This is a genomic window from Geminicoccus sp., assembly GCF_036263595.1.
Classification (GTDB): Bacteria; Pseudomonadota; Alphaproteobacteria; order Geminicoccales; family Geminicoccaceae; genus Geminicoccus.
On the sequence record NZ_DATAGQ010000241.1, the window covers coordinates 1 to 26,149 of the forward strand.

Below are 26,149 nucleotides of genomic sequence, written 5' to 3' on the forward strand. Positions count from 1 at the left end.
GATCGAGGCGGTCGAGCGCGGCGAGGAGGCGGTGGTCTCCAAGACGGCGCACGTCAAGGAGGAGATCGCGATCCGCAAGGACGTCGAGACCCATACCGAGACCGTGCACGACACCGTGCGCTCGACCGAGGTCGAGGTCGACGACGACCGCACCGGCCTGGCCGGCACCGATCCGGCCCTGCGCCGCGACCGCGACGTGATCTGATGGCAACGGGAGCCGCCCGGACAGGGCGGCTCCCGTCTGCTCCTGCACTTCCTTAGGCTTGCCGGTCAGACGGTGACGGAGGGAAGACAGCCCGGCCCGATCGGCTCGAAGCTCTTGTAGCCCAGGATGAACTCCTGGTGGCCGAGATCCTCCGAGCGGGTCTTTTCACCCCGGCCGACCGACAGGATCAGGTCGAAGATCTCCTGCCCGACATCGTCGAGGCTCGCCTTGCCATGCAGGATGCGCCCCGCATCGACATCCATGTCGTCGGCCATCCGGCGAAAGGTCTCGGGATTGGCGCAAATCTTGACGACCGGCGAGATGGCGGAGCCCACGACCGAACCGCGCCCGGTGACAAACAGAACGACATGGGAGCCGCAGGCGATCAGTTCGGCGATCTCAGCGTTGTCGTTGATGTTCGGGAAGCCGAAGCGAACCTCGCCGTCCGGCACCACATCCAGAAGATAGAGTCCGCCCTGCGGTGGCAGGTCGCCAGGCTTGATCAGCCCTGAGAGAGGCGAGCGCCCCGATTTGGCATAGGCGCCCATCGACTTCTCCTCGATGGTCGAGAGGCCGCCATCTGCGTTGCCGGCGGCAAACGAGCCGTAGCCCAGGGTCGCGTAATAGCGCGCGGCCTTCGCGACGCTTGCCTCCAGTACCAGGCCCAGTTCCGGCGTCACCGCCCGCTTGGCCATGATGTGCTCGCAGCCGATGAGCTCGCCGGTTTCCTCGAAGATGCAGGTGGCGCCGGCCGCGACCAGCTTGTCGAAGGCACGCCCCGCCGCAGGGTTGCCAGTTATGCCGCTGGTGCCGTCGGACCCACCGCACACGGTGCCGACCACGAGATCCTGGATTCCCATGGGCAAGGTCGGCTCGGCTGCCAGGGCCTCGACCTGCTCGGCCACCCAGCCACGGCCCTCCTGGATCGAGCTCCGGGTTCCGCCGGTAGCCTGGATGGTGATCGTCTTCACCGGCCGCCCGCTCTCGCGGATGACCTTCTCAAGCCGGTACTTGTTGAAACTCTCGCAGCCCAGCGAAACCAGCAGCACCGCCCCCACATTCGGGTGCGTCGCCAGCGCTTCCATCATGCGCTGCGCATAGTCGTTCGGAAAGCAGCCGGGGAAACCGATCACATGGACGCCCTGCTCCCGCATCGGCCAAGCGATCTCGCGGCAGACATGGTGGGCGCATTCGACCAGATACGCCACCGCGACGGTGTTGCGGATGCCCTTGCGCCCGTCCTGCCGCAGCCAGCCCCGCAAGCTGGTCGAGGAGTCAGCCATGGCACACATCAGGTTCCTCCCGTCGATGGCTTCGCATCATCCAGGGTATAGGTGGGCGTGTAGTTGCTGGCGAGGTTATGCACGTGCACGTGCTCGCCGACGGCGATGGGCTTGGTGACCGAGCCGATCGGGACGCCGTACTTGTGCACCTGCGCCCCTGGAGCCAATGGGCGGCGGGCTACCTTGTGGCCGAGCCCGATATCGGCCGTGGCTTGCACGCGCAGGCCGTCGACCTCCATGGTCTCGCCCCGCCTGATCGGCGCGATCACGACCATGATATCGTCCTGGTCGTCGAGCAGCAGCAGTCGCGGGTCCTCGTTCATCCCTGATCCAGCCCATGCGTTCGGCCGACGGCAGGCAGCCGCTCCACGGCCAGGATGGGCTACTGGCTGAACGGCAGCGACTGGCAAGGTGCCGCAATCAGCCGCTCGAGTTCGTCATCGAGCCTGACCAGCGTGATCGAGAAGCCGGCCATCTCCTGGGAGGTGAAGTAGGCGCCCATGTCGGTACGTGCCACCTCGATACCCTTGTCTGCCAGCAACGCACGCGCCTTCCGGTTCACGATCAGGAGCTCCATCTGGGTCGTGGCGCCCAGATTGTTGAGCAGCATCGCCACCCGGTCGCCCCGCTGGAACGGCAGGTCGTTCACCAGCCGATCGATCATCCTCGTGGTCAGCTCGTCGGCCGGCATCAGGGTGCTGCGCTCGACGCCGGGTTCGCCATGAACGCCCAGGCCGATCTCGATCTCGCCTTCGCCAAGCTCGAAGGTCGGCTCGCCGGTTTCCGGCAGCGAGCCGGCGCGCACGGCGACACCGATGGTCCGCACGTTCGCCTGCGCCTTGCGAACCACCGCCTCGGCCTCGTCGAGCGACTGGGCAGTGGCACAGGCGGCGCCGGCGATCTTCACCATGTAGAAGGCACCGCCGATGCCGCGGCGGTCTTCCGGCTTGTCGGTCGCGACATCGTCGGTCACCAGGACGGTTCGGACCTCGATGCCGTCCTCGGCGGACATCTCCGCCGCCATGTCGAAGTTCATCACGTCGCCGGCATAGTTGCCGTAGAGGTAGAGAACGCCCTTGCCCCGATCGACGGCCTTGGTGGCCTCGTGGATGAAGTTGGGCGGCGGCGAGGCGAAGATGTTGCCGCACACGCTGGCGTCCGCGAGGCCCTTGCCGACATAGGCCGAGTACATGGGCTCATGGCCGGATCCGCCGCCGATGAGCAGCGCCACCTTGCCTTCCTCGATGTCGGTCCGGATCAGGGCCGGCACCTCGTCCAGCTTGGCGAGCTTGCCGTGCGACGCCAGCACGAGGCCCTCGATCACCTCCGCGACGATGTTCTCGGGATCGTTGATGATCTTCTGAACCTTGGACATGTCGGCCTCAGGCGCTCGGGTCGGACTTGGGTTTGGGCGGGGACAGGTGATCCAGCACGATGAACAGGATCACGCCGGCCAGGATGACCGGGAAGCCGGAGCTGTAGAGCAGTTCGGAGAAGGGTTGGCACATCAGCACGACGCCGAGCAGGATGGCCGTCGTCGCGATACCGTACCAGGTCTGGCGCTTCATGCGGCCCTCCTGCCTTGTGCGTCGCGGATCCGTTCTCCCGACGCGGCATCGAAGGTGAAGACCTTGTCGGGCGGCAGGCGGAACCACAGCGTGTCGCCCTGCTGGAGTGGCAGGTCGAGGTCGACGACCTTGCGAAAGCGGTAGCTGGCGGCACGGATCTCGATTGCCTGGTCGCGGCCACGAAAGTCGGTGGCGTAGACGCTGCCCTCCACGAAGCCGGGCCCGGCGCTCGTCGACAGTTCCATGTCCTCCGGCCAGATGCCGACGATCAGAGGCTGGCTTGCTCGCACGCCCGGCAGGACCACCGGCAGCCCGTCGATCTCGACGCCATTGCGGCCGGAACGTGCCGGGAACTGGGCCATGGCGGGGCTCCCCACCAGCTTGCCCACGGAGGCATGATCCGGGTCGTCGATCATCTTTGGGAGTGTGGCGCACTGCAGGACCCGGCCGTTCTCGATCAGCGCCATCCGGGTCGCGATCGCGGCGGCACTCGGATAGTCGTGCGAGGCATAGATGACCGTGGCACCCGTCGACTGGTACATCGCCTTGATCTCGGTCTGCAGGCTTTCGCGCAGCTTCAGGTCGAGGGCGGAAAGTGGCTCGTCCAGGAGATAGACACGGGGCCTGCGCACCAGGGCCCGGGCGATGGCGACACGCTGCTTCTCCCCGCCGGACAACTGCTCGATGCGCCGCTCCAGGAGGTGAGCGATCCGCAGGGTCGTGGCCGCCTGCGCCACCTCCCGCTTCACCTCGTCCTCAGGGCGCCGATAGACCGGCGAGCGCAGCGGAAAGGCGATGTTGTCGAAAACCGACAGGGTCGGCAGCAGGTTGAAGCCCTCGAAGACCACGGCGACATCTCGCTCGCGGGGCGAGGTCGCCGTCACGTCGATGCCGTCCAGGAAGACGGAGCCGCTGTCGGGCTTCTCCAGGCCGGCGATGCAGCGCAACGTCGTGGTCTTGCCGGCACCGGTCGGACCCAGAAGAGCCAGTACCTCGCCCTCCTCAAGATCGAAGCTGACGTCTCGCAGCGCCTGCTTGACGCCGAAATCCTTGGACAGGCCGCGTAGGTGAAGCACGGTCATCGTTCAGGCCACCGGCAGTCGCACACCCTCGGGCGTGAAATAGAAGATCTTGGACGGGTCGAGATGCATCTGGCTGGGGACATCCTCGCCGGAGCCCGAAGGGAGGACCCCACGCCAGATCTGGCCGGACAGCTCGAAGTCGAGGAAGCGCTCCCGGCCGATCGCGTAGGAGATCGGCCTGCTCACCGGCACCGCGCCGAACTCGCCGCTTGAGGCGGGGGTAAGCGAGTGCGGCCGGATGCCGACCTTGCCGTGCTGCAGGCCGCTTTTCCGGATGGCCGCCAGATGCTGCTCCGGCACGGCGATCGGCACCTGTTCGTCACCCAGGGCCACGCCGCTTTCCGTGAACGTCGCTTCGATCAGGTTCACGCTGGGCGAGCCGATGAAGTGGGCTGCGAACTCGTCGACCGGGTCGTTGAACAATTCGGCAGGCGGGCCCGCCTGGACGATCTTGCCGTTCCGCATCAGCACGACCCGATCGGCCAGCGACATGGCCTCGCGCTGGTCGTGGGTGACGTGGATCGTGGTCATCCCCAGCTCCTTCTGGAGGTGCCGGAGTTCCCAGCGCATTTCCTCGCGGAACTGCTCGTCGATCGCCGAGAGCGGCTCGTCCAGCAGCAGCACACGTGGTTCCCGTACGACCGCGCGAGCGAGTGCCGCCTTCTGGCGCGCGCCGGGCGGGAGCGTGCCGGGGCGACGGCCGAGGATCTCGCCCAGATCGAAGATCTTGTTCATCCACGCGATCTTGCGGGTGATCTCGGCCTTGTTCTCGCCGCGGGCACGCAAGGGGAAGGCGATGTTGTCGCGGACATTCAGGTGCGGGTAGAGTGAGACGAACTGAAAGACCATGGCCACCTGACGCGCGCGTGGCGGCAGGTGCGAGACTTCGTCCTGGTCGAACAGGATCTTGCCCGAGGTCGGCTGTTCCAGGCCGGCGATGCAACGCAGCGTCGTGGTCTTGCCGCAACCCGAAGGGCCCAGCAGGACCACGAACTCACCCTGCTCGAAGGCGATCGAGATGTCGTCGACAGCGGCAACCTGGCCAAAGCGGACCGACAGATGGTCGAGGGCAACGCGGGCCATGGTCAGTCCTGCCTCCCCTGCCGGGTCAGGAGGCGCACGAAGATCAGTGAAAGCCCGGTGATGATGATCAGCATGATCACGGCAAACGCGGAGGCCTGGCCCGTATAGAAATGGCTGAATGCGATCTTGCCCAGGCGGAACGCGACCGTCTCGGTGTCCGAGCCGGGGCCGCCGCCGGTCATCGCGAAGAACAGGTCGGACTGCTTGAAAGCGTCGATCAGGCGCAGCAGGAAGGCGATCAGCAGGATCGGCATCGACATCGGCAGGGTCACACGGGTGAACCGGAAGAAGGGTGAGGCCCCGTCGATCTCAGCCGCTTCGTTGATGTCGGTGGGAATGCCGCGAAAGGCGGCCGTGGCCAGCAGGATCACGAAGGGTGTCCACATCCACGCGTCGGCGATCACCACGGCCCAGAGCGCATTGGTGGGCACACCCAGCCAGTCGATCTTCTCCAGGCCGACCAGGGTGATGAGATAGTTCATCACGCCCCATTCCGAGTTGAACATGTAGCGCCAGAGAAAGCCCACCACGATCGGGCAGACCATCATCGGCAGCATGGCGACCGTGAAGAGCAGGTCGCGGCCCTTGAAGTTGCGTTGGAACGCATAGGCGACCGCGACGCCGATGATGAACTGCACGACCACCGTGGCCAGCACGAACTGGCCCGTGAAGACGAAGCGCTCCCAGATCGACCCGTTGGACAGAATCCGGACATAGTTGTCGATCCCGATGAAGGGCGAACCCTTGTCGGGATTCAGGATCGAGAAGCGAAGGGTCGAATAGTAGAGCAGCGAGACGAACGGATAGGCCACCATCAGCAAGAGGACGCCCAGGGCCGGCAGCACGAACAGGCCGCAGATCGTGCGATCGGACACGGCTTTTGGAACGGCCCTTGCCGGTGCCTGGGGAATATCGATCGCCTGCCTCATGTCCGTGCCCTCCCCAGGACGCCGAAGGTCATGCCCATCAAGAGGTACTTTCGGATCAGCCAGAAGAAGATCACGACGGGGATCACCAGGACGACGCCGGCCGCGCAGATCTGCGCCCACTCGATGCCCGTGGCACCGGACGCCGAGGAGATCTTCACCGGCAGGGTCTTGGCCTGGGTCGTGGCGAGGATCGTGGAGAAGGCGAACTCGTTCCACGCGAAGATGAAGCAGAAGCCAGCAGTGGCGGCGATGCCGCCGCGAACCATCGGCAGGACCAGGTTCCAAAAGGCGTATAGGCGGGTATAGCCGTTGACCAGCGCGATGTTCTCGATCTCCTCCGGCACGCCGTCGAAGAAGCCCTTCATGATCCAGGTCGCAAGGCCGAGATTGATGAAGGTGATCACCAGGATCAGGCCGGTGCGCGTATCGGACAGGCCCAGGTTCGAGAACATCACATGGTAGAAGACCAGCACGGCCACCGGCGGGATCATGCGGGTCGAGAGCGCGAAGAACATGAAGTCGTCGCGGCCCGGGAAGGCGAAGCGCGAGCAGGCATAGCCGGCGAGCGTGCCGAACGCGACGGCCAGCGCCGTGCCGGACACCGAGATGACGATCGAGTTGATCAGCGCATCGGTCAGGCCCAAAGCCGTTGCAGTCTGGGCCGCCTCGCCCAGGCCGAACACGGCCCGATAGCCTGTCAGGTCCGGCGTGAAGAACACGCTGGGCGGCCAGGTGAACAGCTCCTGGCGGTCCTTCAGGGACGAGACGACCAGCCAGAACAACGGCCCGCAGGCATAGATCATGTAGACGCCGATCACGATCGCCGGGATCAGGATCGGTTGCCGGTGAAGCGACATGGGCTGGTCTCACGGGACACGGGAAGAGCGGATGGTGCTCGCAGGAGCACCATCCGGCAGTTGATCAGTCAGTCGGAAGTTCCACGACCTGGTCCATGCCGACCGGTGCGATCACCGTATCAGGCACTTCCGGCAGCTCGTCGGAGCGGGTGATCTCGTACCCGGCTTCCTCGAACACTTCCTCGTGACGCTCGGCGGCGTCATCGAGGGCCTCCTGCACCGTCTTCTTGCCGGAGACCGCGTTGGAGACTTCCTCCTGCAGGATGTCGAGCAGCACATTGTACTCCGGCAGATGCCAGTAGTCGTTCGTGTACTCGAGCGCCCGGGCGAAATGCTTGTTGTAGCTGTTCAGGTTCTGCCAGTCCGGGCTGTCCAGGACGGACTTCAGGCCCGTCTGGCAGACGGCGGCATAGCGCTTCTGCTGCTCGGGCTGGAAGTACCACTCCAGGAACTTGACCAGCTGCGGGATCTTCTTGGAGTAGGTGTTGATGCCCACGCCCTGCCCGCCGACCGAATACTGGCGGCGGAACTTGCCGTCGCGGCCGATGGCACCCGGCAGGTTGCCGAAGCCGGTCTGCTCCGCGAACTTGTTAACATTCGGGTCCGAGTTGGAGCCGTTGAAGTAGTACCACTGCATGGCCATCGCGAGCTTACCCTGCTGGAACGCAGCGCTCACCTCGTCATAGCCCCAGTTCTGGCTGCCGGGTGGGCCGAACTTGAACATGTCGACATAGAACTGCACACCGTCCACCGACGCCGGCGAGTTCAGGTAACCCACTGCCTCGAAGGTCTCGGGATTGTAGAGCTCGCCGCCGAACGACCACATGAACGAGTTCGACGCCGTGGTCGCGAAGTCGTACTCGCGGCCGCCCATCTGGCCCCAGCCGAACATGCCCTGGTCGGGCCGCGTGAAGAACTCGGCGATCTCGCGGGCATCCTGGTAGGTCTGCGGGACCTTCAGGTCCTTGCCGTACTTCGCCTTGAAGTCGGCCTGCTCCTTGGGGTCCTCGAACAGGTCCTTGCGCCACATGAAGCCGTAGGCGTCCTGGTTGATCGGCAGGCCCCAGTACTTGCCGGACCCATCCGGGTACTCGCCGTAGCGCGACAGGGAGGCGGGATCGAACAGCTCGGGCTTCAGGACCTCCGATTCCTCGAAAACCTTGTTGATCGAATAGGCATGGCCGCCGCCCGCGAACTCGGCCGTGGACTGGCTGTCCCACATCGCGAAGTCGAACCCATCACCCTTGATCGCGAACTCCGACGCGATCTTGTTGTGCCATTCCGGCCCATAGGGGACGAGTGCCGGCACGATGGTGATGTTCTTGTCAGGATAGTCCTTCGCAATGTCCACGACCGCATCGGCGCAGGTGCCGGCATGCCAGATGAAGGTCAGGGTCTCGGCCGCCGATGCCGGCGAACCCGACAAGCCTGCGGTGGCAAGAACCGCGGCTGCGCCGACGCCACCAAGGAGCTTTCGTGTATTCTTCATGAAGTGAGCCTCCCTCCTAGTCTTCTGTCCGACAAGTTGATCGATTGTGCCGGTCGCGGCGTCACTGGGCTGCACCCGCCGGAACCAGTTCCAAAGGTACGCCATCACGTTGGAGGGCCGACTGGAATTCCGGCGCCAGCCCTTCGGTGACGAGCACGAGATCGAAGTCGCGCAGTGGCGCGAACAAATTGAGCGCCGAGCGCCCCACCTTGGACTTGTCGAACGCGATGATCGAGCGCTCTGCGGCCGTTTTCATGGCCAGCTTGGCGCGAATGATGTCCGGGTCGTGCAGGAAGGCGCTGGTGCCGCGCACGGCCGAGGTCGAGAAGATCGCCAGATCGGCACGCAAACGAGCGACCGCCGCTTCGCAGATCAGGCCGAAGAAGGCGTTGGCCACCGGATCGTACTTGCCGCCCAGCGAGATCAGCGTGATCTCGTCCGCCCGCTGCAAGGTCATGATCGCCTTGAGGCTGTTGGTGATGACCGTCAGCGGTCGCTTCGTGTCCAGCAGTGGCATGATGCTGGCCGCGGTCGAGGAATCATCAAGGATGATGGCCATGCCGGGTTCGACCAGCTCGGCGATGCGCCTTGCCAGAACCGCCTTGTCGCCACGGTTCTGCCGCTCGCGATAGGCATAGTCGCCTTCGAACACGATACTGGTCGTCAGGGTCGCGCCACCGCGCACCTTGCGGATCAGCCGTTGCTCCGCGAGCCGGTCGAGGTCCCGATGCACCGTCATCTTGCTGACATGCATTTTCTCGACGAGCTCTTCGACCGAGGCGTTCTCGTGGACGCGCAGATACTGGAGGAGTGCCTCCCGGCGCGACTCTCCGCGCAACCTACGCCTCCCGACCCTGATCTGTTATCTGGGCTGGGATGTAACAGGCGCAGATGGGATCGCAACAGATTTCTTTGGGATATTGTCACGCCCTGATCAGCGTTCGAGGAGCTGTTCCTCGTCCGCGCGTGTCCACTGCCCCTTTGCCGTCGATGGTATCAGGTGGCGGATCGGCGTCAGCGGCAGGTCCAGGTTTCCCGGGTAGATGGCGATCTTGCCGGATACGCGGCCCTCGGTGACGGCTTCCAGCGCGTCCGGGAGCGCCGCCAGTCCGCCGACGGCCTCCAGGTTGCCGGACATGTCCAGAGTTCCGTTCATCACCCTGCCCAGCACTGCCAGCTGATCGTTCACCGCCGATCCGGTCGACCCGGTGAAGCGGGCGCCGTGGGTCGCGATCCGGCCGATCGGCAGCCGGCATGGCTTGCCGAACGGCATGCCGGAGAACAGCACCAGCATTCCGTCAGGCGCCATCAGCCCGGCACCGCGCTCGATGAGACCGATGTCGGGCGCCACGACCACCACGTCATCGCATCCCTTGGGGGCCAGATCCCGAACGGTCTGCTCGACATCCTGGTCCTCGACCACCACCAGTTTCTTGCCGCAGCGGGAGGCGAGGCCACCGAAATCGTCCAGCAAGGCCTGGCAGCGGGAGGCCTTGCGGGAGGCCGCGATGATCGTCTGGGGACCGTCGCCCATCTCGATCGCGCGATGGGTGTGGATCCGGCCCATGGCACCGCCAGCTCCCAGGATCAGCATGATTCCACCGGGCTTCAGTTCGAACCGGTTGCGGACCGGTGAGAATGCCTCGGCCAAAGAGGGCCCGGGTGCGCCGACGAGGGAAAGGGCATGGTAGTGGATCCTGGCAGCATCCACCGCCACCCCCTCCCGGGGCTGATCGCCGACCAGGACCAGCATGCCCTCCTTCGCGAGCAGGGCGATCAGTCGCTCGAGCGCGGCCTGGCCGACCTGGCCACGGATGATGATGTCGTCGAAGCCATCGCCCTCCCCCGATGCAGGAAGCGCCTCCAGTGCCGCGTGTGTCGTTACCCTCTGTGATGGCGTCGCCCAGGCGAGGACCTTGGCGTCGGGCGCTATTAGGTCCACCGACGAGGAGGGCAGCGCCATGTCCAGGTCGATGCCGCCACCATCCTGGCCCGTCACCAGCAGCAGCCTTCCACCCGGTTTCAGCGTCGTCCGGCAATTCGGCCGGTAGGCGGCCTCCACGCAGGAATAGGGCTCCAGCATGGCGACCGTGGCGGCGCTGACGTCGTCGGGCACGCGGAAGACATAGGGCTGCTCTCCGCCGAGCGTGCGGGCATCGAGGCGGATGTGCTGGCCGAACGCGCCGGGCAGGTCCATCCCGATCGTCTGGCGGCTGCCCTTCACCAGGATGGCCGGCTGCAGGCCCAACCGTTCGCCCGGACGGTACTGGTCACGCCACCGCTCACCGACCGCAAGAACCGTGAGCGCCATCTCGTGGCCCAGCACGGCCGGATCCTTGGCAAGCTCGCGGCCGGCAAGCAGCGGGTGGGCCGTCCCCATGCGGATGACCTTGACGTCCGACGAACAGATGCAGACGGCGTCCACTCGCGCGATGATCTCGTCCGGCCCCGGCAACTCCAAGGACTGCTCGACGAACCGTCCCTCCACCCCGATGTCGCGAATGTCCCCGCCGGCGAATGGCCAGGTGCGGGTGACGATCGTGTCGCTCGGCACGGCGGCGTCGGTCATGTCATGAGCTTCTGGCGATGAGGTCATGGTGGATGCGGGGCCGTCCTGAACGTGGCCGGCACCGCGGCGGACGATGAAGGACGGGGCCATCTGCAGCAAGTCCGCCGGCGTATCATTGGGCCGCCTCGCCAGCACCGAGCAGCTGAAGTGCCCGCTCAGCTAGCCGCCGATGGGCGAAGCTCGTCGGATGGACCTCGTCCCAGAAGAGATAGCCGTCGCAGCTCGCCCGTCCGGAACATGGCACGGAGATGTTGACGAAGCCGAAGGCGGACGGGTCCTTGCGGACCTGGTCGGCCAGGGCATGGACGTCCAAACGGGTGAGGCGAAGGGAGCGCGAGGCAGAAGCTTCGATCTCGGCGAGTACCCGTTCCGTCTCCTTGTTGAACCGGTCGGTCAGCAGCCGGGCCACGTCGGCGGCTCTTCTGCCATGCACCTGTACCGCCGGAGCCAAGCCCACGTCCGGAAGGTTGAGGACCAGGATGTCGGTCGCCCCGTGCTCGACGAGATCAGCCACGACGCTGCGCAGCGAGGCGACCGACGCGCGCAGCTTGGTCGCGGGATCGGGCTGGCTGGCGGCCGCGAAAAGGTCGTTGGCACCACCCCATACGATCGACAGTGTCCGCCCCGACGGTGCGGGCTTGCTCAACAGGAGATCCGCCTGCGCCCGCAGGCTGTGGGGACCCGAGGCCGGATCCAGCTGCGCGCCACCCACGGCGTAGTTGGAGCCGCCTTCGCTGCTGGGGCTGAGCGGGACGTTCAGCCGCCCTGCCAGCACCTCCACCCAGACCGGTCCGTTGGAGAAACGTCCGGCATTGCCGTTGTCGGACAGGCTGTCACCGAGAACGACGATACGGTCGAACGTCGGCGCGGCTTGGGCCGCAGCTCCCAGCGACATGCTCAATGCGACGATCCCTTGGAACAGCAGCCTGAGAAGGCGCATGAGTTCGTTCCTCCATCGGGCCGAGGTGCCATGCCTTCGCACGGATCGCCGGCCCGTCAGGCTTCAACGGCTGGCTTGCCAAAGGGTTCATTGGCCGGGCTGGATCGCCCAACGCTTCACTGCACATCAAGGGCGATGATCAAGCCTTCGTCAGGCCGCAGTTCCAATTGATGGCCAACCTGTTCATCGACACGGTCCAGATGAGTGGACAGCAAGACGTGTCCATGTCCCCCCTCCGGCATCGGAACGACCTGCCCGATCCGTCCGATGTTCAGCGCCACCAGCAGCCGCTCCGAGCGGTGGCGCCGCTCGAAGACGAAGACCTGCTGGCTTGCCGATACGCCCCCATAGTCGCCGACGCTGAGTGCCAGGTGATGTCGCCGCAACTCGATCAGCTGCCGGTACAGGACGAGAATGGAGTCCCTCTGGGTGGCGAGAGTTGCCACATTGCAGGTGGACGCCTCGGGCGGTAGCGGCAGCCAGGGCTGTGCCGTCGTGAACCCGGCATTGGGCGACGTGTCCCATTGCATGGGCGTCCGTTCGGGATCACGACCAAGCCCCAGCCCCGGCTCGTTCTTCTCCCACGGGTCCTGGACCGCATCGGGAGGAATCTCGACCCTGCCGATGCCGAGTTCGTCGCCGTAGTACATGGTGGGCGTGCCACGCAGGGTGAGCAGCAGCATGGCGGCCACCCTCGCCTGCGCATGGCCGATGCGTGCCGCGATCCGCGGCTGGTCGTGGTTGCCCAGCACCCAGTTGGGCCAGCCGCCGGGCGGCAGGCAGCCTTCGTACTCGTTCACCAGGTCCGCGATCGCCTTGGCATGCCAGCTCGTCTGGATGAGCTGGAAGTTGAACGGCAGGTGCGCGCCGGACAGATCCTCGCCGTAATAGGTGACCAGGCGCTCCAGCGGCAGGTAGATCTCGCCGATCAGGACCCGCTCGGTGAACTCTTCCAGTACCTGGCGCATGCCCGCGATGATCTCGTGGATCTCCGGCTGGTCCGCAGAGTAGACCTGAAGGAACTGGTTGATCTCGGCCTGACCTGGCTGGAACCCAGGGTTTGGAGGGTTGTCCCGGAACTGGGCGTCCTTGATGAGCAGCCAGATGACGTCCACCCGGAATCCGTCCACGCCGCGCTTCATCCAGAAGCGAAGGGCATCATGCATCGCCTCGCGCACCGCCGGATTTCGCCAGTTCAGGTCGGGCTGCTCCTTCAAGAACAGGTGACAGTAATACTGCCCCGTCGCCTCGTCCCACTCCCAGGCTGGGCCACCGAAATTCGAGATCCAGTTGTTCGGTGGGGCCCCTCCGGGCGCCGGGTCGCGCCAGATATACCAGTCCCGCTTGGGGCTGGTGCGCGACGAGCGGCTTTCCTGAAACCATGAGTGCTGGTCGGAGGTGTGGTTGGGTACGAAGTCCAGGATGAGCTTGAGCCCGCGCGCATGCGCCTCCTCGACCAGCCGGTCGAAGTCGTCGAGGGTCCCGAAGATGGGATCGATGCCGCAATAGTCGGCGACATCATAGCCGAAATCGGCCATCGGCGAGGGGTAAATGGGCGAGATCCAGATCGCGTCGACGCCGAGCCAGGCGACATAGTCCAGCCGCTGACGGATTCCATCCAGATCACCGATGCCGTCGCCGTTCGCGTCCTGAAAGGACCGCGGGTAGATCTGGTAGACGATCCCGCGTTTCCACCAGGTCGTCTCCGGCATGAGCCATCTCCAAAGGGCGTGGACAAGTTGCGAAGGCCGAGGTCAGCGAGTCCAAGCCGCCGCCAGGGACAGGGTTCCCCAGGCGCGCAACGGATGGCCTGCGGAACGGGCCACACCGCCTGCGGTTGAACGCCCGTGCGCAATGCAAGCAAGAGAGAATGCATGACGGAGCAGGCTCGTTGGTGGGCCCATGGCGGACGGCGCTATCCGATCGGTGCCGAGCATCATGGCGAGGGCACCTCGTTCAGGATCTGGGCACCGTTGCGGGCCACGGCGGCGGTGGTGCTGGAGAATGGCAGAGAGCACCGCCTCGAACGGGAGCCGGACGGATATCATTCCGCCATCGTGCGGGAAGCTGACGTCGGCACGCGCTATCGCTTTCGGCTCGACAACGACGAGACGCTCTACCCTGACCCGGCGTCGCGCTGGCAGCCGGAGGGACCTCACGGTCCGTCCGCCGTCATCGATCCCACGCGGTTCCACTGGACGGATGACCAATGGCTTGCCGTCAAGATCGAGGGGCAGGTCATCTATGAGCTGCACGTCGGCACGTTCACGCCGGAAGCCACATGGGCTGCCGCCACCGCGAAGCTACCTTACCTGCGCGACCTCGGTATCACGATCATCGAGATGATGCCGGTCAACGAGTTCCCCGGCAGGTTCGGCTGGGGCTATGACGGCGTCGACCTGTTCGCGCCGACCCACCTCTACGGCACGCCCGACGAGTTGCGCACCTTCGTCGATACCGCCCATGGTCTCGGCATCGGCGTCATCATGGATGTCGTCTACAATCATCTGGGACCTGACGGAAACTTCCTGTCGGCATTCTGCCCGGACTACTTCACCGATCGTTATGCGAACGAGTGGGGCGAGGCGATCAACTTCGACGGACCGAATGCGGCAGGAGTGAGAGAATTCTTCACCGCCAATGCAGCCTATTGGATCGACGAGTTCCACATGGACGGCCTGCGCCTGGACGCCACGCAGAGCATGTTCGACTCCTCCGCGGACCACATCATCGCCGCGGTCGTCCGGGCAGCCCGACAGGCAGCCGGAGACCGCGGGATCGTCCTGATCGGCGAGAATGAACCGCAGCATACCCGTCTGGTGCGCAGCGCCGAGAATGGCGGCTATGGCCTGGACGGGCTTTGGAACGACGACCTGCACCGTTCCGCCATGGTGGCACTCACCGGGCACAACGAGGCCTATTACGAGGACCATCTGGGCACCCCACAGGAGTTCATCTCGGCCGCCAAGTACGGTTTCCTGTTCCAGGGACAGCATTGCGCGCACCAGGACGATACCCGCGGCACTGCCGGCCTCGACTTGGCACCGCCAGCGATGGTGACCTTCATCCAGAACCACGACCAGGTCGCCAATAGCGCCCGGGGCCTGCGCATCCACCAGCTCACCAGTCCCGGGCGGGCTCGTGCGATGACGGCGCTGCTCCTCTTGCTGCCCGGCACGCCGATGCTGTTCCAGGGTCAGGAGTTTGGGGCGTCGACGCCCTTCCTCTACTTCTCCGACCAGAAGCCGGATCTGGCCGACCTCGTGCGCGAGGGAAGGCACGCCTTTCTCGGCCAGTTCGAAAGCATCACTGCCGAGATGCGGCCCTTTTTGGCGGATCCGACATCACCGGATGTTTACGAGCGCTGCAAGCTCGACTGGTCGGAAGCAAGGCGCAACGAGGCTGCACTGACGCTGCATCGCGACCTTCTGCGGATGCGGCGGGAAGATCCTGCTTTTGCGGCCCAGCGGGCGGACCGACTGGACGGTGCCGTACTCGGCGCGGAAGCGTTCGTCCTGCGCTTCTTCGGTCCGGCAGGGTCGGACCGGCTGCTGCTGGTCAATTTCGGCGTGGACCTATCGCGTGCAAGCCTGCCCGAACCGCTTCTGGCGCCGCCAGAGGGGCAGCGTTGGGCAATGAGCTGGTCCAGCGAGTCACCCGTCTATGGCGGTTCCGGCACGGCCCCGGTCGTGACCACTCGAGGATGGCGGGTCCCGGGGCATGCAGCGGTAGTTTTGGCTGCGTCAGACGATGACACATGAGAGAATAGCCGGAACCGCTGGAGCAGCGGCTCTTGAAAAGCCATCATGAAAGGTGACAGCGATGAGCGATCCTGGACAGGCGGACGAGGCCATTCTGCAGAAGGTCCGCGAGCGGGCCTACCAACTGTGGGAAACGGAAGGGCGACCGGAGGGCCGTGACCACGAGTTCTGGTTCAGGGCGGAACAGGAGGCCGGTCTGGTAACGGGTGAAGAGCGAGGCGGCGAGCAGGCGCCATCGAGCGATCTGGAGCCGGATCTGGGGGCTGCCCGGACGGACGACATCCTGCCATCCTAGCGGCAGCAGCCCGAGCGTGAAGCATGGCGCATCAGCGGGGCTCGACCAGCCGGCTGTTCGCCGGCGGCGTTCGATTGACGTGGAAGCCGATATGGGCCGCCTCCAGCAGGAAAAGGGCGGTCTGTTCGTCGGTGACCAGCACGTTGATGTAGCCGGCGCGCAGGCATGCCAAGGTCACGGCGTGCTTGGTGCGGCCAGTCCCGACGCCGATCGAGAAAGCCCGCTCCTTGCAAGATGCGAGGTCGGCGCCGATCGTGCGATCATTCAGGCCTGCGTCCACGACTGCGCCCTCGGCGTCGATGTAACGGCTCAGGATGTCGCCAACGGCACCACGGGCCTTGAGGTCCGCAGCCTCCGCCTCCGTCACGAAGCCCGACTGGACCAGCACCGAGTCGGTCCCCATGGCGCCCAGGCCAAAGCAGATCACCTGGGCCTTGCGTCCAAGCTCCAGAACGCTGGCGATGGTGGGGTCCTGCTCCAGGGCTATGCGGGTAGCGGCCTTACCCAGAATGGCCGGTACCGGCAGGAGCGTTGCATGGCCGTTGGCCGAGCGGGCGAACAGCTCAGCCACGTTGTTGGTGCGTGTCGCCGAGGCCCTCACGTTCATGGCGCCGTTCAATAGCACGACCTCGACCCCCTCGTTCCAGAAGGGTGGCAGGCGGCGCGCGACGGCGCTCATCGTCCGGCCCCAGGACACGCCGATCAGCGGGAACCGGTCGAGGCCCGCCAGCAGCCGGCCCGCCGCCTGGGCCACGCTGTCCAGCATCAGGTCGTCGCTGCGGTCCGGGTCGAACGGCACGACCACGGCATCCCTCAGCCCGAACACACGCTGGAGCCGGCTTTCCAGATCAGGCAGGCGCGGCGTTGGCGGCACGATTTCGATCCGGACGATGCCGCTTTCGCGCGCGTCCGTCAGCAGGCGGCTCGCCTGCCAGCGGGTAAGCCCGAGGTCCTTCGCGATGACGTTGAGCGTCATGTCGAGATGGTAGTAGCGCTTGGCGACCTGGATCATGAGCTGGACGCGATCGTCGGCCGACAGATCGCGCAGGTGCACGTCACGCTGGACCGCATCGCCACCCATCAGCTTAGGGCCTTGCTCTGCCTTGCGGAAAGCCGCCGTGCGAGTGGCCCCAGGAGCTGCGCCGCTTCGCGATAGTCCTCGAGAAGCTCCAGGTAGCGCTGGTGAGCGCGAGGATCAGGCTCGATGGTGGTGGTGGCGGGAACGACGGCATCGGCCGCGGCGAAAAGGTCAGCGGCCAGACCTGCCCCGGCTGCGGCACACCCCACAGCACCCAGGATCGACAGATTGGCTTCCGCAGCCAGTTGCACGGGCAGGCCCATGGCGTCGACCGTCGCCTGAAGCCACAAGCGATTCTTGGCGATCCCCCCAGCACAGACCACGCGTCGGCAGGGTATGCCCAGTTCCTGCATGTGACGCAGGACATTCGCCGAACCGAGAGCCACCCCCTCGACAGCCGACCGGTACAAGGCAGCCCTGTCATGGCCAAGGGTCAAGCCCAGCACCGCTCCCCGCAGATGTGGATCGCGGTAAGGCGTCCGGTTGCCCATGAAGAAGTCCAGGGTCAACAGGCCGGTGCCACCCACCTCGAACCGCGATGCCGCCTGCCAGAGGTCGGCAAGTGCATCTTGGCCGAGCCCGAAGACATCCTTCGAGCACCAGGAGAGGACCGAGCCTGCCGAGACCTGGCCAGCCTCGACCAGCCAATGGTCGTCCACCAGCGCGTGCGGATAGGGACCCCAGAAGCCGGTGACATCCTGCTGGGCGGCCAGCTGGAACAGCTGCACCACCGACGTCCCACCGATCAGCAGCATCTCGCCCGGCGCCATCGTGCCGGCCGACACCATGCCGATATGCGCGTCGATGCCGCCCTGCGCGAGCATCGGCCGGTTCGACAGGCCAAGATGGTCCCTCGCCTGCTCGCTGATCTCTGCGACCGGGCCACCGACCGGCACGATCTCGCCCGGCAGCTTCGCCGGCAGCTCGGAAATGCCGAGCTCGTCATACAGCTCGGCGTGGAAGCACCGGGCGACGGAGTCGTAGTTCCACTTGCAGGTGGCGTTCATGCGCGAGGCGACCCAGCGGCCGGTCAGCATGAAGTTCATGTAGTCCAGGCACTCGCAGACGATGTCGGCCTGCCGATAGCTCTCCGGCTCCTCCTGCTTGAGCCACATGGCCTTTGGGACCAGCCACTCGGCCGCATCGCTGCCACCCGCATAGGCCAGAACGGGATGCGTCGATGTCGCAGTCCGATCCGCCTGTCGCGCCGCACGACAATCCATCCAGAGCAAGGCCGGCCGCAGCGGCGTGCCATCCTGGCGGCAGGCCACCACAGTGGATGCCGTGGTCGCCACGCACAGGCCGGCGAGTTCGGGACGCCCGATCGCACGCATCAGGTCGCGGGTGGCTTCGCCAGCCGCGCGCCACCAGTCCAGTGGAGACTGCTCGGCCCAACCCGGCTGCGGGTGCGTGGTCGCAAACGGTGCCTCGCGCTCGGCGAGCATCCGCCGGCTGGCAAGGTCGAACACGCCGGCCCGCACGCCGCCCGTGCCGACATCGAGGCCCAGCAACAATGCCATGACGCGTGCCCCCCTCCTCGTTCGCCTACCGGCTCAGGGGCGGAACATGATCTTGGAGAAGAACTCGCCGCCCGCCTTGATCTTGCCGAACATGCCCGGGAGTTCGTCCAGCGGGAGCTCGTGCGTGATCATGAACTCCCACTGGAGAGCGCCGGATGAAAGATAGTCGAGCGTGACCGTCCATTGCGGTCCCGGATATGGCGCGCCGAACGAGTTCCAGGCGCCGTGCAGGGACACTTCCTGGCGCAGGAAGTGCTGGAAGGTCTTGTTCTCCAGGGTGACGTCGCCGACCGGGATGCCGATGAAGACCACGTGCCCGCCCGGGGCCGCCAAGCCCGCCGCGAGATTGATCGAGGACGGATGCCCGGCAGCCTCGACGATCAGGTCGCACTTCAGGTCCTTCGGGATCTCCGCGGAAGCCAGGAAGGTATGGCTGGCACCTGCCTGACGCGCCTGCTCCAGCTTCTTCTCCGACAGGTCGACGGCGACGATGTCGCGACAGCCCATCAGCCTCATCCACTGGATCGCGAACAGGCCGATCGGGCCGCAGCCGATCACGCCGCCGCGGTCGCCCAGGGTGGGCTTGGCCTTCCAGATCGCGTGCAGCGCGATCGAGGCCGGGTCGGTCATCGCGACGGCGCGCGGATCGACGCCGCTCTTCGCCTTCAGCAGGTTGCGCGTGGGCGCGCAGACGAACTCTGCATAGGCGCCATCCCGCCGGCTGCCGAAATAGTCGTAGTTGCGGCAGCGCGAAAAGTTGCCGGTGGCACACTGGTCGCACACGCCGCAGGGCAGCATCGGCGCGACGCCGACCAGATCCCCTTGGGTGAAGCCTTCGACGCCCTCGCCGAGGCCGGCAATCTCACCGGCGAACTCGTGGCCGCAGACGATCGGCATCCGATGGGCGCCCTTGATGAGCATGCGCGGGATGTCGGAGCCGCACACGCCCACGGCCGCCACCTTCAGCAGCACCTCGCCCGGCTTGGGCGAGGGCTTTGGCAGGTCCTCCAGGCGGATATCGCCCGGTTGATGCATCACAGCAGCGCGCATGGTTCGTCCTTGTCGGGTAGGCAAGCTCGCCCGGTTCATGGGCCAGCACCCGTCGATGTGGATCTCGATGTCGTGGCGGGCCTCAGCGCTTGAGCGACCCGGTACCGTACTGCAGGAGCATGGCCACGACGATGATCGCACCCATGTAAACCTGCTGATGATAGCCGGGGACGCCCGCCAGGTTCATGATGTTGGCGATGATGCCCATCACCAGCGCGCCCAGGAACGTGTTGATCACACCGCCTCGCCCGCCCATCAGGCTGGCGCCGCCGATGACCACCGCGGCGATGACGTTCAGCTCGGCAGCGATGCCGACCTGGGCCGATCCGACGCCGGTCCGGCTGGACGAGATGATGCCGGCGGTGGCGGCGAGCACGCCCGAGATGACGTAGACCGCGAGGATGTAGCGCGGCACTGGAATGCCGGCGAGCCGCACCGCCTCCTCGTTCGATCCGATCGCGGTGATGATCCGGCCGAACCGGGTGAAGTTGAGCACGATACCACCCACGATGAACACGATGAACATCAGGATGACGGGCTGGGGGATCGTGAACAGGAAACCGGAGCCGAAGGACTGGAACGCCTGCCCGGCTTCACCCAGCGGGATCGGACGGCCGTCCGAGATAATCAGCGCCAGCCCACGGGCGATCGCCAGCATGGCCAGCGACATCACAAACGGCGGAAGGCGCAGGTAGGCCACGAACAGGCCGGTGAAGAGTCCGCATCCGGCACCGGCCAACAGTACCAGAACGATGGTCGTCAGGACCCCGAAGCCCGACATCGCGACGAAATAGCCGGTGAGCACACTGCCCAGTGCGGCGATCGAACCAACGGAAAGGTCGATTCCGCGGGTCAGGATCACGAACAGCATGCCGACGGCCATGATGCCGGCGCCCGATGCCACCTGACGGAGGACGTTCAGGATGTTGCCACGGGTGAGGAAGGCATCCGACCAGATCGTGGCGACGATGACGAGCGCCAGAAAGATCGCGAGCGTGCCGAACCTCTGCATGAGCGGGCCGAACGCCACCTTGCTCTTGCGCTCCGTACGAGGTGCTTCGACGGCGGAGATCATGCTGCTTCACCCATTCCGTTCGCGTTCGTCCGCCCGGTCATCGACAGCGCCAGCAGCCGTTCTTCGCTGTACTGGTCCGGGGTGAGTTCGCCTCTCAGCTCCCCCTGGCCCATCACCAGCACGCGGTCGCACAGCCCGAACAGCTCCTGGTGCTCGGACGAGATGACCAGCACGGCCTTGCCGTCTTCCGCCAGTCGGTTGATCAGCATGTAGATCTCGGTCTTCGCTCCGACGTCCACGCCGCGCGTCGGCTCGTCCAGGATGATCAGGTCGCCGCCGGCGTGGAACCACTTGGCCAGCACCACCTTCTGCTGGTTTCCGCCGGACAGGCTGGAAACCGGCGCGTCGATGCTGGAGGCCTTGAGACGGAGGCTCGCACCGAGGTCACTGACGATTTTCTTCTCCAGTCCCTGGCGCAGGAATCCCAGCGCATTCACGACCGACGACATCCGCGCCATTGTCGCGTTCACGCGGATCGGCTTGTCCAGGATGACCCCGTGCAGCTTGCGGTCCTCCGGCACCAGCCCGACGCCGGCCTTGACCCCGTCGGTCGGGCTGCGCAGCGTGACCGGCTGGCCGTTCAGCTGGATCGTACCGCTGTCCAGGCGGTCGGCCCCGAAGATCGCCCGTGCGACCTCCGTCCGTCCGGAACCCACGAGGCCACCCAGGCCCACGATCTCGCCGGCGCGGACGGAGAGGCTGACATCCCGGACCATCCGGCCCGCGTTGATCCGGTCGACCCGCAGGACCTCCTTGCCGATCGCCCGCCGACCCCCCTCCGGGAAGAGGGCGGAGAGCGGCCTGCCGACCATCATCCGGATGAGCTCGTCGATCGTGACATCGCCGTTGCGGACGGTACCGACACGCTGGCCGTCCTTCATGACGGTCATCCGGTCGGCAATCTTGAAGATCTCCTCCAGGCGATGGGAGATGTAGACGATCCCGACGCCCTGGCCGCGCAGGCCGGCGATGATGCGGTGCAGGCGATCGGCGTCCTGTGCCGAGAGAACCGCGCTCGGCTCGTCGAACACGATGATCTTGACGTCGTGGGACAGGGCCTTGGCGATTTCCACGACCTGTTGGTGCGCCACGGCGAGGCTGCCGACGGTCGCACCCGGATCGATGTCGAAGCCCAGCCGCTCGATCAAGGTACGCGCGCGGGCCTTCAGGCTGGCCCAGCTGATCACCCCCGGCAGCTCGCCCAGGAAGATGTTCTCTGCAACCGTGAGGTCGGGCGCCAGCGCCAGCTCCTGATGCACGACCTCGACCCCCAGGATCCGTGCCGCGTGCGGGTCCTTGAGGATGACCGACCGGCCACCGATCCGGATCTCGCCCGAGGTCGGCGGGAACTCGCCGTTGAGCACCCGCATCAAGGTCGACTTGCCGGCACCGTTCTCGCCGAGCAGCGCGTGCACCTCGCCCGCCTGGATGTCGAAATCGACACCACGCAGTGCGTGCACGCCGCCGAATGACTTGGTGATGGCCTCGAGCCGCGCAAGCTCGGTCATGTCAGCACGCCTTAGATCTGAGCTGGGCTTCGTGACGCTGCTCAAGCGGAGCCGGCGCTCTCATGCGGCAGAGACGCCGGCTCCATCGTTCATCAGAACACGGCGTCGGGCTTATAGTACTGGTCCACGTTCTCCTGCGTGATCGCGGCAGGCGTGGTCAGCTGGAGCTTGGGAAAGTCGGCGGGGAGGCTGCCGTCCAGGGCCTTCAGCCCAATATCGATGGCAGTCCGCGCGACGAGATCCGGGTCGTTCAGGCCAGTCGCGCCGTACTTGCCTTCCTTGATGAGCGCCAGCGCTTCCTTCTGTCCATCGGCAGCGGCGAGCGCCAGCACGTCGGTCTTGCCACTGGCCTCCAGCGCCTTGAGGGCGCCCAGGACCATCGAATCGTTCTCGCCCAGCACGACATTCGCGTCGGGATGCGCGGTCAGCAGGTCTTCCATCGCCGCGAGGCCGCCTTCGTGCGACCAGCCGCCCCAGCCCTGCCCCACGACCTCGAAGCCAGCCTTGCCCTCGTTGACCAGCTGGCCTTCGACCAGACCACGGAACACGCCGAGCCGACGGTCGCGCCCGACCTCGTTGCCCTTGTCGCCAGAGAGCAGGATGATCTTCATCGGCTTGCCCTGCATCTTCTGGGCGAGCCACTGGCCGACGAGGAACCCGTTCTGGTCGTTGGAAGAACGGACCTGGGTGACGACATCGGCGCGCGGATTGATGCTGGAATCCATGACCACGACCTTCACGCCCTGGGCCGTGGCGCTGCTGGCGGTGGCGACCAAGCCTTCTGGATCACGCGGGTTGAGGATCAGGAGGTTCACGCCGCGGGCGATCATGTCCTCGACGTCGGAGATCTGCTTGCCCATGTCGTTCTGGCCGTCCGAGGTATAGACGGTGCAGCCGGCCTTCTTCGCCTGATCCTCGGCCGCGGCTACCTGAGCGGCGAAGTAGGGCGCGCCCAGCGTGTACATCGCTACGCCGACGGTGCAGTCGGCCGCTTCCGCGTCGGCCATCGAACCAGCGGCCAACAGCGCGGCTACAGCGCAGCCCCAGAGCATCTGCTTCACGTTCGGTCTCCCTGACCCTTGGATCAACGCGGGCGATTCTTGTGGCCCGGCTATGGCAGGTTTGCGGCGTCGGTCCGGAACGGTCAAGCGGGCAGCGTCAATAATTTGAAGTCAGATCACATTTGTTAAGTCAAACCGGTCTGCAATCGCTTCAGCGCCGTGCGCCAGCCATCCGTGTCGCCGCACCGTTCATGTACTTGGTGCCAAGGGCGGCTAATCTACGCAAGGAGCTGTCCGGTGAAACAGTCTGAGGAACACCATGTCCATGAGCGCAGGCCGTTCTAGCGAGCCGTCGGACCCGACCGATCCGTATGCGCGGGAAGCCCAGACGTTTCCATATCTCACGGAAGAGATGATGCAGCGTCTTTGCGCCTATGGCGCCCAGGAGCAGTTGCCGGCCGGGACGACCCTGTTCGCGCGTGGCGAGCGCAGCGTCGACTTCTTCGTCGTGCTCGAGGGCAAGATCGAAATCTTCGACGTGGACAAGGTCGGTCAGCCGAACGTTTTCGCAGTGCATGTCGCGCGCCAGTTCACGGGCGAACTGGATCTGTTCAATGACCGCCAGGTCCTGGTGTCCGGCCGCACCGGTGCCGACAGCCGGGTGATCCGAGTCAAGCGTACCGACTTTCGGCGGCTGGTGACGGGCGAGCCTGACATCGGCGAAATCATCATGCGGGCCTTCATCCTCCGGCGGGTCGGGCTCATCCGCCATTCGCAGGGCGGCGTCGTCCTGATCGGACCTGGTCATGGCGCCGATACGTTGCGGCTGCAGCGCTTCCTGACCCGCAACGGCTACCCACATCGCCTTTTGGACACGGACCTGGATCCCGATGCCGATGGGTTCCTGACCTGTTTCGAGCTGACGGCCGACCAGCTGCCGGTCGTGATCGCGTCGGACGAAAGGGTCCTGCGCAACCCGTCAACGTCGCTGCTGGCCGACGATCTCGGTCTGACGGAGACGATCGATCAAGCCCGCGTCTACGACGTGGCCGTGGTCGGTGCCGGTCCGGCAGGGCTGGCATCTGCCGTGTATGCCGCATCGGAAGGCCTGGACACGATCGTCATCGAGGGCGTGGCTCCTGGTGGCCAAGCAGGCACCAGTTCAAAGATCGAGAACTATCTCGGCTTTCCGACTGGCATTTCGGGACAGGCGCTGGCGGGTCGAGCACAAGTCCAGGCCCAGAAGTTTGGCGCGCGCCTTGCCATATCCCGCCATGCCAGTGAACTGATTTGCGAGCGACAGCCCTTTCGCATCGTTCTCGATGATGGGCAGGCCGTTCAGGCAAGGTCGATCGTCGTCGCGACCGGGGCACGCTACCGCAAGCTCAGTGTCGCCAACTACGCCAAGTACGAGGGGCAAGGCATCCACTATGCCGCCACCGCGATGGAAGGCCAGCTTTGCGACGGGGAGGAAGTTGTCGTGGTCGGCGGCGGCAACTCAGCCGGCCAGGCGGCCGTTTTCCTGTCGCGGATGGCCAAGCACGTCCACATCCTGGTCAGGGCCGGCGGTTTGGCCGCCACCATGTCGGACTACTTGGTCCAGCGGATTGCCTCGTCGCCAAAGATCACCCTGCATGCCCGCAGCGAGATCACCGCGCTCGAAGGCGACGCGATGCTGCGGCGGGTCACCTGGACCAACCGGGTGACCGGGGACGAACAAACCCATCAGGTCGGCAACGTCTTCGTGATGATCGGTGCCGAACCGAACACCGACTGGCTGGACGGCTGCCTGGAGCTGGACGCGAAGGGCTTCGTCCTGACCGGCCAGGACCCTGATGGGCGTGCACTCTCCTCACCCTTCTCGACGAACCGGCCCGGGATCTTCGCGGTTGGCGACGTCCGTGCGGGCTCCGTCAAGCGTGTCGCGTCCGGCGTCGGCGAAGGCTCGGTCGTGGTGGCGGCGGTTCATCAATTCCTGAACCCGGAGGTCGCCTGAACGACGAGGGGCAGAGCGCTCGGGTCGACGCCTAGGAAGTCCTCCTGCGAGCCTAGCAGGACGGCTTGCGGCTGGCCGTCCTGGCCTGGCTGGTCGCCTTGGCAGGTATGGGTGTGTCGCGCCGCCGGGACGAGCCGCAGCCATCTTGGGCGCCATCGGGTTGTCCGCGCTGATCGGGATCGTCCACCACCGGATCATCGGGTCGCGCCACGATCATCACAGTCGACATAGCGCGACCCGTGACGTCGGTGGTTCTGCGCTCACCGTGCAGCAGACCTCGCCGTGATGCGGGCGATCGCGGAAGCGAAGCGCGACCTGACCTCCAGGACGTTCGGCGGATACGTTCCCGAAGACGTCGCGCGCCCTGGCCGCCGATCGCGGCGTCCTCGGCCGAGCCAGCGCCTTGCCAATGTCCTGTTCTTGGACATCGTGGGCTTCACGTCGATCGCCGCGCCGTTGGCGCCGGACGAGGTCGTCGCGATGCTGAACGGGTTTGTCGACGCCGTCATGCAACGTTCAACTTGTCCGTCGACGATCCGGGACATGCTGCGCATGCGCTCGAGGCTTTACTCAAGGCCAGCGGCTTGGCGAGCGGCCGCACCTTCCAGGGGTCACGCTCAGCGAGCGCATCGGCATGAACACCGGCCTTCTGACCGTAAACTTGGCAGCAAGGCTGGAGGCGGCGAACAAGGACCGCGGCACCTGGCTGCTGGTCAGCGAGGCGACACTGGCCGCCTCGGCGGCACGCTTCCGTTTCAGGGCGATCAGTACCATTGCCATTCGCCACAAGCACCGGCCGGCAAGCGTCTACACCGTCGCATGATCCGGCTCCCGCAACGTATTGCCGGCAGAGAAACAAT

The 26,149-nt window shown here is 65.6% G+C and carries 25 protein-coding genes; 5 read left to right on the forward strand and 20 right to left on the reverse strand.

The genetic code is table 11. The annotated features are described in order from the left end of the window. Positions 1-205, forward strand: a 205-nt coding sequence (locus tag VHL31_RS25875; protein ID WP_329664134.1) for a DUF2382 domain-containing protein, incomplete at its 5' end; no start/stop codon positions are given. Between the two features lie 65 nt (positions 206-270). Here VHL31_RS25875 and VHL31_RS25880 read toward each other — a convergent pair. The 13 genes from VHL31_RS25880 to VHL31_RS25940 form a co-directional block, all read right to left on the reverse strand. Further along, positions 271-1,488, reverse strand: coding sequence for a UxaA family hydrolase (locus VHL31_RS25880; RefSeq protein ID WP_329664135.1), 1,218 nt, complete (start codon positions 1,486-1,488; stop codon positions 271-273). 8 nt (positions 1,489-1,496) lie between these two features. Further along, a complete protein-coding gene (locus tag VHL31_RS25885; RefSeq protein WP_329664136.1) occupies positions 1,497-1,811 on the reverse strand; it encodes a UxaA family hydrolase in 315 nt (104 codons plus the stop codon). A gap of 59 nt (positions 1,812-1,870) precedes the next feature. Further along, on the reverse strand, positions 1,871-2,863 hold the full coding sequence (locus VHL31_RS25890) for a dihydroxyacetone kinase subunit DhaK (RefSeq protein WP_329664137.1): 993 nt from the start codon (positions 2,861-2,863) through the stop codon (positions 1,871-1,873). Positions 2,864-2,870: 7 nt separating this feature from the next. Continuing rightward, the gene (locus VHL31_RS25895; RefSeq protein WP_329664138.1) at positions 2,871-3,056 is read right to left on the reverse strand and encodes a hypothetical protein; all 186 of its coding nucleotides are present in this window, start codon (positions 3,054-3,056) and stop codon (positions 2,871-2,873) included. After that, entirely contained in the window at positions 3,053-4,138 is a 1,086-nt protein-coding gene (locus tag VHL31_RS25900; protein WP_329664139.1) for an ABC transporter ATP-binding protein, read from the reverse strand. The genes VHL31_RS25895 and VHL31_RS25900 overlap by 4 nt, the downstream gene beginning before the upstream one ends. Positions 4,139-4,141: 3 nt before the next feature. Then, positions 4,142-5,221, reverse strand: coding sequence for an ABC transporter ATP-binding protein (locus VHL31_RS25905; RefSeq protein ID WP_329664140.1), 1,080 nt, complete (start codon positions 5,219-5,221; stop codon positions 4,142-4,144). Between the two features lie 2 nt (positions 5,222-5,223). Then, positions 5,224-6,150 (reverse strand): sugar ABC transporter permease, encoded by a 927-nt coding sequence (locus VHL31_RS25910; protein WP_329664141.1) that lies wholly within the window; start codon positions 6,148-6,150, stop codon positions 5,224-5,226. Next, the gene (locus VHL31_RS25915) at positions 6,147-7,007 is read right to left on the reverse strand and encodes a carbohydrate ABC transporter permease (RefSeq protein ID WP_329664142.1); all 861 of its coding nucleotides are present in this window, start codon (positions 7,005-7,007) and stop codon (positions 6,147-6,149) included. The genes VHL31_RS25910 and VHL31_RS25915 overlap by 4 nt, the downstream gene beginning before the upstream one ends. 64 nt (positions 7,008-7,071) lie before the next feature. Continuing rightward, positions 7,072-8,496, reverse strand: a complete 1,425-nt coding sequence (locus VHL31_RS25920) for an ABC transporter substrate-binding protein (RefSeq protein ID WP_329664143.1) — start codon at positions 8,494-8,496, stop codon at positions 7,072-7,074. 61 nt (positions 8,497-8,557) lie between these two features. Next, entirely contained in the window at positions 8,558-9,334 is a 777-nt protein-coding gene (locus VHL31_RS25925) for a DeoR/GlpR family DNA-binding transcription regulator (RefSeq protein WP_329664144.1), read from the reverse strand. A gap of 96 nt (positions 9,335-9,430) precedes the next feature. Continuing rightward, on the reverse strand, positions 9,431-11,065 hold the full coding sequence (locus tag VHL31_RS25930) for an alcohol dehydrogenase catalytic domain-containing protein (RefSeq protein ID WP_329664145.1): 1,635 nt from the start codon (positions 11,063-11,065) through the stop codon (positions 9,431-9,433). Between the two features lie 112 nt (positions 11,066-11,177). After that, positions 11,178-12,005 (reverse strand): SGNH/GDSL hydrolase family protein, encoded by an 828-nt coding sequence (locus tag VHL31_RS25935; protein ID WP_329664146.1) that lies wholly within the window; start codon positions 12,003-12,005, stop codon positions 11,178-11,180. Positions 12,006-12,121: 116 nt separating this feature from the next. After that, positions 12,122-13,717, reverse strand: a complete 1,596-nt coding sequence (locus VHL31_RS25940; protein ID WP_329664147.1) for an alpha-amylase family glycosyl hydrolase — start codon at positions 13,715-13,717, stop codon at positions 12,122-12,124. A gap of 162 nt (positions 13,718-13,879) precedes the next feature. Between VHL31_RS25940 and treZ the strand changes: the two genes are divergently transcribed. Both treZ and VHL31_RS25950 read left to right on the forward strand, forming a co-directional pair. After that, positions 13,880-15,766 (forward strand): malto-oligosyltrehalose trehalohydrolase, encoded by a 1,887-nt coding sequence (gene treZ / locus VHL31_RS25945; protein WP_329664148.1) that lies wholly within the window; start codon positions 13,880-13,882, stop codon positions 15,764-15,766. Positions 15,767-15,827: 61 nt separating this feature from the next. Then, positions 15,828-16,061: a DUF2934 domain-containing protein gene (locus VHL31_RS25950; protein WP_329664149.1), complete on the forward strand. Its 234-nt coding sequence runs from the start codon at positions 15,828-15,830 to the stop codon at positions 16,059-16,061. 31 nt (positions 16,062-16,092) lie between these two features. Here the strand turns inward: VHL31_RS25950 and VHL31_RS25955 are convergent, their stop codons facing one another. From VHL31_RS25955 to VHL31_RS25980, 6 genes are all read right to left on the reverse strand, one after another. Beyond that, positions 16,093-17,142, reverse strand: a complete 1,050-nt coding sequence (locus VHL31_RS25955) for a sugar-binding transcriptional regulator (protein WP_329664150.1) — start codon at positions 17,140-17,142, stop codon at positions 16,093-16,095. After that, a complete protein-coding gene (locus tag VHL31_RS25960; protein ID WP_329664151.1) occupies positions 17,142-18,659 on the reverse strand; it encodes an FGGY-family carbohydrate kinase in 1,518 nt (505 codons plus the stop codon). Before VHL31_RS25960 ends, VHL31_RS25955 begins: the two co-directional genes overlap by 1 nt. A 33-nt stretch (positions 18,660-18,692) precedes the next feature. Continuing rightward, positions 18,693-19,709 (reverse strand): galactitol-1-phosphate 5-dehydrogenase, encoded by a 1,017-nt coding sequence (locus tag VHL31_RS25965; RefSeq protein WP_329664152.1) that lies wholly within the window; start codon positions 19,707-19,709, stop codon positions 18,693-18,695. An 82-nt stretch (positions 19,710-19,791) separates the two neighbouring features. Beyond that, on the reverse strand, positions 19,792-20,721 hold the full coding sequence (locus VHL31_RS25970) for an ABC transporter permease (RefSeq protein ID WP_349262560.1): 930 nt from the start codon (positions 20,719-20,721) through the stop codon (positions 19,792-19,794). Between the two features lie 59 nt (positions 20,722-20,780). Then, positions 20,781-22,292, reverse strand: coding sequence for a sugar ABC transporter ATP-binding protein (locus VHL31_RS25975; RefSeq protein WP_329664154.1), 1,512 nt, complete (start codon positions 22,290-22,292; stop codon positions 20,781-20,783). Between the two features lie 92 nt (positions 22,293-22,384). Continuing rightward, complete coding sequence (locus tag VHL31_RS25980; protein ID WP_329664163.1) at positions 22,385-23,344, reverse strand: substrate-binding domain-containing protein; 960 nt, start codon at positions 23,342-23,344, stop codon at positions 22,385-22,387. Positions 23,345-23,618: 274 nt separating this feature from the next. Here VHL31_RS25980 and VHL31_RS25985 point away from each other — a divergent pair, with 274 nt between their 5' ends. Further along, positions 23,619-25,289, forward strand: coding sequence for an FAD-dependent oxidoreductase (locus VHL31_RS25985; RefSeq protein WP_329664155.1), 1,671 nt, complete (start codon positions 23,619-23,621; stop codon positions 25,287-25,289). A 260-nt stretch (positions 25,290-25,549) separates the two neighbouring features. Here the strand turns inward: VHL31_RS25985 and VHL31_RS25990 are convergent, their stop codons facing one another. Further along, positions 25,550-25,834: a hypothetical protein gene (locus VHL31_RS25990; RefSeq protein WP_329664156.1), complete on the reverse strand. Its 285-nt coding sequence runs from the start codon at positions 25,832-25,834 to the stop codon at positions 25,550-25,552. Positions 25,835-25,923: 89 nt separating this feature from the next. On the opposite strand from VHL31_RS25990, the gene VHL31_RS25995 reads away from it, so the two are divergent. Beyond that, positions 25,924-26,112, forward strand: a complete 189-nt coding sequence (locus VHL31_RS25995) for a hypothetical protein (protein ID WP_329664157.1) — start codon at positions 25,924-25,926, stop codon at positions 26,110-26,112. The last annotated feature ends 37 nt before the right edge of the window (positions 26,113-26,149 follow it).

Excerpts from the sequence above, each read along its gene's own strand:
- VHL31_RS25880 (WP_329664135.1), bottom strand. The coding sequence starts at position 1,488 with ATGGCTGACTCCTCGACCAGCTTGCGGGGCTGGCTGCGGCAGGACGGG.
- VHL31_RS25885 (WP_329664136.1), bottom strand. The coding sequence starts at position 1,811 with ATGAACGAGGACCCGCGACTGCTGCTGCTCGACGACCAGGACGATATC.
- VHL31_RS25890 (WP_329664137.1), bottom strand. The coding sequence starts at position 2,863 with ATGTCCAAGGTTCAGAAGATCATCAACGATCCCGAGAACATCGTCGCG.
- VHL31_RS25895 (WP_329664138.1), bottom strand. The coding sequence starts at position 3,056 with ATGAAGCGCCAGACCTGGTACGGTATCGCGACGACGGCCATCCTGCTC.
- VHL31_RS25900 (WP_329664139.1), bottom strand. The coding sequence starts at position 4,138 with ATGACCGTGCTTCACCTACGCGGCCTGTCCAAGGATTTCGGCGTCAAG.
- VHL31_RS25905 (WP_329664140.1), bottom strand. The coding sequence starts at position 5,221 with ATGGCCCGCGTTGCCCTCGACCATCTGTCGGTCCGCTTTGGCCAGGTT.
- VHL31_RS25910 (WP_329664141.1), bottom strand. The coding sequence starts at position 6,150 with ATGAGGCAGGCGATCGATATTCCCCAGGCACCGGCAAGGGCCGTTCCA.
- VHL31_RS25915 (WP_329664142.1), bottom strand. The coding sequence starts at position 7,007 with ATGTCGCTTCACCGGCAACCGATCCTGATCCCGGCGATCGTGATCGGC.
- VHL31_RS25920 (WP_329664143.1), bottom strand. The coding sequence starts at position 8,496 with ATGAAGAATACACGAAAGCTCCTTGGTGGCGTCGGCGCAGCCGCGGTT.
- VHL31_RS25930 (WP_329664145.1), bottom strand. The coding sequence starts at position 11,065 with ATGACCGACGCCGCCGTGCCGAGCGACACGATCGTCACCCGCACCTGG.
- VHL31_RS25935 (WP_329664146.1), bottom strand. The coding sequence starts at position 12,005 with ATGCGCCTTCTCAGGCTGCTGTTCCAAGGGATCGTCGCATTGAGCATG.
- VHL31_RS25940 (WP_329664147.1), bottom strand. The coding sequence starts at position 13,717 with ATGCCGGAGACGACCTGGTGGAAACGCGGGATCGTCTACCAGATCTAC.
- treZ (WP_329664148.1), top strand. The coding sequence starts at position 13,880 with ATGACGGAGCAGGCTCGTTGGTGGGCCCATGGCGGACGGCGCTATCCG.
- VHL31_RS25950 (WP_329664149.1), top strand. The coding sequence starts at position 15,828 with ATGAGCGATCCTGGACAGGCGGACGAGGCCATTCTGCAGAAGGTCCGC.
- VHL31_RS25955 (WP_329664150.1), bottom strand. The coding sequence starts at position 17,142 with ATGGGTGGCGATGCGGTCCAGCGTGACGTGCACCTGCGCGATCTGTCG.
- VHL31_RS25960 (WP_329664151.1), bottom strand. The coding sequence starts at position 18,659 with ATGGCATTGTTGCTGGGCCTCGATGTCGGCACGGGCGGCGTGCGGGCC.
- VHL31_RS25965 (WP_329664152.1), bottom strand. The coding sequence starts at position 19,709 with ATGCGCGCTGCTGTGATGCATCAACCGGGCGATATCCGCCTGGAGGAC.
- VHL31_RS25970 (WP_349262560.1), bottom strand. The coding sequence starts at position 20,721 with ATGCAGAGGTTCGGCACGCTCGCGATCTTTCTGGCGCTCGTCATCGTC.
- VHL31_RS25975 (WP_329664154.1), bottom strand. The coding sequence starts at position 22,292 with ATGACCGAGCTTGCGCGGCTCGAGGCCATCACCAAGTCATTCGGCGGC.
- VHL31_RS25980 (WP_329664163.1), bottom strand. The coding sequence starts at position 23,344 with ATGCTCTGGGGCTGCGCTGTAGCCGCGCTGTTGGCCGCTGGTTCGATG.
- VHL31_RS25985 (WP_329664155.1), top strand. The coding sequence starts at position 23,619 with ATGAGCGCAGGCCGTTCTAGCGAGCCGTCGGACCCGACCGATCCGTAT.
- VHL31_RS25990 (WP_329664156.1), bottom strand. The coding sequence starts at position 25,834 with ATGTCCCGGATCGTCGACGGACAAGTTGAACGTTGCATGACGGCGTCG.
- VHL31_RS25995 (WP_329664157.1), top strand. The coding sequence starts at position 25,924 with ATGAACACCGGCCTTCTGACCGTAAACTTGGCAGCAAGGCTGGAGGCG.